The 5,942-nt window shown below is 33.9% G+C and carries 5 protein-coding genes and 1 pseudogene; 2 read left to right on the forward strand and 4 right to left on the reverse strand.

The genetic code is table 11. The features are described 5' to 3' along the window. The 3 genes from gldE to mutY all read right to left on the reverse strand — a co-directional run. A partial coding sequence (gldE, locus tag PHC28_RS14615; protein WP_300102212.1) for a gliding motility-associated protein GldE occupies window positions 1-1,108 on the reverse strand: 1,108 nt, incomplete at its 3' end. Window positions 1,109-1,131: 23 nt separating this feature from the next. Then, window positions 1,132-1,572, reverse strand: coding sequence for a single-stranded DNA-binding protein (locus PHC28_RS14620; protein ID WP_300102215.1), 441 nt, complete (start codon window positions 1,570-1,572; stop codon window positions 1,132-1,134). Window positions 1,573-1,619: 47 nt separating this feature from the next. Further along, window positions 1,620-2,684 (reverse strand): A/G-specific adenine glycosylase, encoded by a 1,065-nt coding sequence (gene mutY, locus PHC28_RS14625; RefSeq protein WP_300102218.1) that lies wholly within the window; start codon window positions 2,682-2,684, stop codon window positions 1,620-1,622. Window positions 2,685-2,787: 103 nt separating this feature from the next. Between mutY and PHC28_RS14630 the strand changes: the two genes are divergently transcribed. Further along, the gene (locus PHC28_RS14630) at window positions 2,788-3,108 is read left to right on the forward strand and encodes an HU family DNA-binding protein (RefSeq protein WP_300102224.1); all 321 of its coding nucleotides are present in this window, start codon (window positions 2,788-2,790) and stop codon (window positions 3,106-3,108) included. A gap of 392 nt (window positions 3,109-3,500) precedes the next feature. Next, window positions 3,501-5,045, forward strand: a complete 1,545-nt coding sequence (locus tag PHC28_RS14635; protein WP_300102221.1) for a ribonuclease E/G — start codon at window positions 3,501-3,503, stop codon at window positions 5,043-5,045. 35 nt (window positions 5,046-5,080) lie between these two features. Here the strand turns inward: PHC28_RS14635 and PHC28_RS14640 are convergent. Beyond that, window positions 5,081-5,942, reverse strand: a pseudogene (locus PHC28_RS14640) (penicillin-binding protein 1C); the annotation flags it as partial.

The raw sequence follows: 5,942 nt of genomic DNA on the forward strand, positions 1-5,942 counted from the left end.
TTCTATAAAAATCCTTTAGATTTATTTTCCCTTCAAAAAGATAATTTTTATCATCAATTTTCGAAAAGTTACTATTGTCTCCGTCGAATTCATCACTAATATCACCTACAATTTCTTCGATAATATCTTCAAGTGAAACTAATCCTGAAGTGCCTCCATATTCATCTACAACTATCGCCAAGTGACTTTTCTTGTTTTGAAAATCCTTCAACAAATTATCTATTTTTTTATTTTCAGGAACAAAAAACGGCTCTCTTAACAAAGTTTTCCAATCGAATTCGTCCTTGTCAATATGAGGAAGTAAATCTTTTACGAACAAAACGCCTTCAATCTGATCGATATTGTCGCGATAAACTGGAATTCTAGAAAAACCTTTTTCAATTATTTTCGAATAAATAGCTGCAAACGTTTCCTCTATTTCTAAAGCAAAAATATCTATTCTCGGGCTCATTACTTGCTTCGTGTCCGTATTTCCAAAAGACACAATTCCTTCTAATATTTTTTGTTCCTCGGTCGAAGTATCTTCGGTATCGGTAAGTTCAAGTGCTTGAGACAATTGATCAACAGAAAAATTCGTTTTTTGTTTTCCCAATTTATTGTGCAAGTAAACAGTCACTGTTCGCATTGGCAAACTTATAGGCGAAAGGATTACTTCTAATCCCGCTAAAGGATAAGCGACTAATTGAGCAAACTTGGCATTATTACGACTAGCGTAAACTTTAGGCAATACTTCTCCGAACAATAAAATTAAAAAAGTGACTAATACCACTTCTAAAGTAAATTTTAAAACTGGCGAAGTAATGGCAGAAAACAGATTATGTCCAATATAAGAAAACAAAATTACGACACCAATATTGATGAAATTGTTAGCTACAAGCAGTGTGGCTAATAATTTTTTTGGTTTTTCTAAAAGTTCGGAAATGATTTTTCCTTTTGAAGGATGTTCTTGCAAAGTTTCTTCAATGTCTTTTTGTGACAAGGAAAACATAGCTACTTCGGCACCAGAAACTAATGCAGAACAAAATAGCAATGCGAATATTGCGATAAAACCAAATACTAAATCAGTATCTAGCGTATAAATAAAATTAAAACTGGGCTCTGGGTCCAAATTAAAAAAGATTAGTTAAACAATCAAAACGGTAAATCATTTTCGGGTAAACCGCTTTTTTCTGGGTCAAAGTTAGTGTTTTTTATAAGTTCAGAACTTGGAATTTGTTTCTTGTTTTCACTTTCTCTCTTGGTTGACAAGAAAGTAAACTCGGTAACTTGAATCTCGGTGGTATGTTTTGTAGAACCATCTTCGGTTTGCCATTGGCGAGATTTGATGCGTCCTTCAATATATATTTTATCCCCTTTCGAAAGGTATTTTTCGCAAATTTCAGCTGCTTTATTTCTAACAACCAAATTATGCCATTCCGTAGAAGTAATTTTTTCGTTGGTTGTTTTATTGATATAGACTTCATTTGTTGCCAACTGAAATCTTCCGATGCAATTTCCTCCATCAAAATAGTGCATCTTGACCTCTTCACCAAGATAACCTATTAACATCACTTTATTTAGTGTTCCATTCATTATTATAAATTGCTATTAAAACCAAAGATACATATTTTAGAAAATAATTAATTCTTTTCGATAAAATTATAAATCACGATTGGGAAAGGAAACGTTTTTAAATTTTCGGGATTTATTCCATTTTCAATTGTACCTTTTATATTTACTTTCCAAAACTTGATGTGCAAATGTTGATGAGAAAGTTTATGGATTATACTTTTATCATTGTGCTCTTCTATACTTATCACTTCATTGTTTGCAAAAATACCGGAATGAATTTGTTCTGTAATAAAATCAAAATCCTTTGCTTCATCAGTTTCAATCAAAGGAAATTCGTAGAGATTATGCCAAATTCCTTTAGCTGTTCGTTTTTGGATAATGGTGTTTTCATTTTCATCAGCAACAACCAAATAATTAAAAAAGCGATTTCTAACTTTTAGCTTCTTATTATTAACAGGCAATTGATCCACTTTCTTTTTTTGCAAAGCGGCACAACTCGAATTGAAAACACAAACTGAACAATCCGGATTTTTAGGAACACATTGCAAAGCACCAAACTCCATAATAGCTTGGTTGAACAAGGCTGGATTAGCTTCGCTCAGTTCGGCTCCGCCTCGGGTATCTTTTGGCATCAATTCGAAAGCCAAAGCTGTAAATTCTTTTTTGGCGGAAGCCAAAGCAATATCGGTTTCAACATCAAAATAACGGGATAAAACCCTAAAAACATTTCCATCAACAACCGGAACAGGTTCATTAAAGGAAAATGAAGCGATTGCTGCAGCCGTATATTCGCCAACTCCTTTTAGTTTTAATAAGTCCTTATATGTATTAGGAAAAACGCCAGACATTTTCTGAGCGACAATTTGGGCAGTTTTATGCAAATTTCTAGCACGTGAATAATAGCCTAAACCCTGCCAAAGTTTCAAAACTTGCTCTTCATTGGCTTTTGCCAAGTCAAAAACAGTTGGAAAAGCATTCATAAAAGAAAGAAAATACGGAGTTCCCTGCGCCACTCTTGTCTGTTGAAGGATAATTTCGGAGAGCCAAATTGGGTAAGGATTGGTGGTGTTACGCCAAGGCAAATCGCGTTTGTTTTGTAAATACCATTGTGTTAACAAGTTAGAAAATTCCATAATTAAATTTAGATTAACAAAAGTATAAGTTTATGTCATTAAATTTTAATGAATTAGCTTGAATAATTGTTTTTTTAATTCCTATATTTGCAATCTCAAAAAAATAGTACACCATTATAAATTACGCAAGAAAATGACTAAAGCAGATATCGTTGCAAAAATTGCAGAAAAATTAGGACTTGAAAAAGGAGATGTTCAAGCAACAGTAGAAACATTCATGACTGAAGTAAAAAGTTCATTAGAGACTGGAGACAATGTTTATTTAAGAGGATTTGGAAGCTTTATTGTGAAAACAAGAGCTGAAAAAACTGGAAGAAATATTTCAAAAAATACCACAATCAAAATTCCAGCACACAATATTCCAGCATTCAAACCTGCAAAAGTGTTTGTTGAAGGAGTAAAAGTAAATAACGAAGCAAAATAAAAAAATTTATTAATCACAAAATCATCAACTATGCCAAGTGGTAAAAAAAGAAAGAGACATAAGGTAGCAACGCACAAACGCAAAAAAAGAGCGAGAGCTAACCGTCACAAAAAGAAAAAGTAGTTTATAACTACTTTTTTCTTTTTAACCGTTCATTGAAATTGAGATTTAAGATTGTAGATTACCGATTTAAGATTGCAGATTTAAAAAATCTAAAATCAAGAATCAAAACTCAGAAATCTAAAATCTCCCCGGGTTCAATACCTGTTTAAAATTATTGTTTAATCCATCCTTGCTGAAAAGTTGATGGTTTAGAGTTAATGGTTTATGGTTTCAACTATAAACAACAAATTATAAACAACAAACATAAAGTTAGGATAAAAATTTACAACGTGAATAAAGAATTAATCATTAGATCTAGTTCCGAAGCCGTAGATTTTGCCTTATTAAAAGATGGAAAACTAATTGAATTACACAAAGAAGAAGAAAAAAGCAATTTCCAAGTTGGCGATATTTTTATTGCCAAAATAAGAAAACCAGTTGCTGGACTAAATGCTGCATTTGTAAATGTAGGTTTCGAAAAAGATGCCTTTTTGCATTATCACGATTTGGGTCCTAATCTTGCTTCCCAACTGAAATTCATAAAACTTGTAAGCGCAGGTAAAATAAAAGATTTCTCCCTAAAAAACTTTCAGTTTGAAAAAGAGATTGATAAAGATGGCTCGATAACAAACATTATCAATGCCAATCAATCTGTTTTAGTACAAGTCGTTAAAGAACCAATATCTACAAAAGGACCAAGAATTAGCGCCGAGCTTTCTCTTGCCGGAAGATTTATTGTTCTCGTTCCGTTTTCTGACCGAGTTTCTATTTCTCAAAAAATAGAAAACAAAAAAGAAAAAGAGCGTCTAAAACGATTAGTACAATCCATCAAACCAAAAGGATTTGGTGTTATTGTTCGCACAGTAGCAGAAGGCAAAAATACAGCCGAATTAGAAAAAGATTTGCAGAACCTGCTTAGCAGATGGACTGCAATGTGTAAAAAATTACCAACCGCTCATCATCCGTCAAAAGTATTAGGAGAGCTCAATAGAGCTTCATCAATATTAAGAGACGTCTTCAACGATACCTTTAGTGGCATCCAAATAGATGATGAAGAGTTGTACAACCAAACCAAGGACTATTTACAAGAAATAGCGCCTTCAAAAACATCGATTGTCAAGTTTTATCAATCAAACGACACACCGATTTTCGAGAAATACAATATAGAGAGACAAATCAAGACCTCCTTTGGAAGAACAGTTTCCATGAGTAAAGGTGCTTATCTTATTATCGAACACACTGAAGCTTTGCACGTTATAGACGTGAATAGTGGAAACCGTTCTAATAAAGCATCCAATCAAGAAGACACAGCAATGGAAGTCAATATGATAGCCGCAGCCGAAATCGCAAGACAATTACGTCTTCGTGATATGGGTGGAATAATTGTAATTGATTTTATCGATATGGGAAATCCCGAAAACCGCAAAGTCCTGTTCGACTTCCTTAGGGAAGAAATGAGCGATGATAAAGCAAAACACAAAATCTTGCCTCCAAGTAAATTTGGATTAGTCCAAATCACAAGACAAAGAGTAAGACCGGAAGTCAACATTAAAACTAGAGAAGAAGATCCCAATAATATTGAAGGCGAAATTGAAGCGCCAATTCAAATCATTGACAAAATTGCCTTAGATCTAGAAAATATATTAAAATCCCACAATGATGTTCTGCTTAATGTACACCCCTTTGTGGCCGCATACCTTACCAAAGGTTTTCCATCAATACGTTCAAAATGGTTTTTTGAACATAAAAAATGGGTAAAAATTATACCACGTGACGCTTACACGTACCTAGAATACCATTTCTACGACAAAAAGAAGAATGTTATTATTGAATAAAACAAAAACCGCCTTTCGTGAGATTGGCGGTTTTTTTATTCCCTCACAATCTCTATTTTTCTCCTAATTTCATTTCCAAATTCATCCTCAACTGTGATATAATGAATCCCTGAAGTGGGAGTTATTGGCATTTCGTGAAAGGTTTTGGTACTGCCTTTATAAATATTGTCCACATACCAGAATAACTGGACATCTCTTGATGAATGTGCCACTTTCAAAATAACGGGTTGTATTTCACTATTAAAATTTTTAGTCAAATAAATTTTCCCGTTGCTTTTTGGATAAATAAAATCTATCGAAGCCGTTTGGGTCGAGGCACAATCTCCTCTAAAAGGAGGCAAAGGCTGATATTCTATATGTTGATTTTTGTAATACCATCCCATAACTGGTGGCAAGACAAACCATTTCTTTGTAACGATATTTTCTATGTTTTCACAACTACTGTTTACCCGATATTGCCCTGTTTTATCCAAATGAACCGTTTTGTGGTAGGGACAAATCGAAGTTGTCTTCCCTTTTAAAGACACCAATTGTTTTATTTTTGGACAATCTTCCTGTGCCAAATAACCGCTCAAACTACAAACTTCCACTTCTTCTAAATCATTCAATGGTGGCTCAAACCATTTTTGTCTTGGCAACAAATTAAAAACATCGAATAAAATAGGAGCAGCACTCGTAACACCTGTTAAACTTGGCCTTCCCTCGCCAGAAGCATTTCCTACCCAAACACCAACAACATAATGCGAATTGGTGCCAATAGCCCAAGCATCTCGATTTCCGAAACTGGTTCCCGTTTTCCAAGCAATTTTGAGCGAACTGTCATAAAACTTCCAAGCCTCATCTCCTTCCGGCCTATTAACTTCTTCCATTGCATTATACGTCAACCAAATAGAACCT

Origin of the sequence: Flavobacterium sp., assembly GCF_028712645.1 — a bacterium.
In the GTDB taxonomy this organism is placed as follows: Bacteria; Bacteroidota; Bacteroidia; order Flavobacteriales; family Flavobacteriaceae; genus Flavobacterium.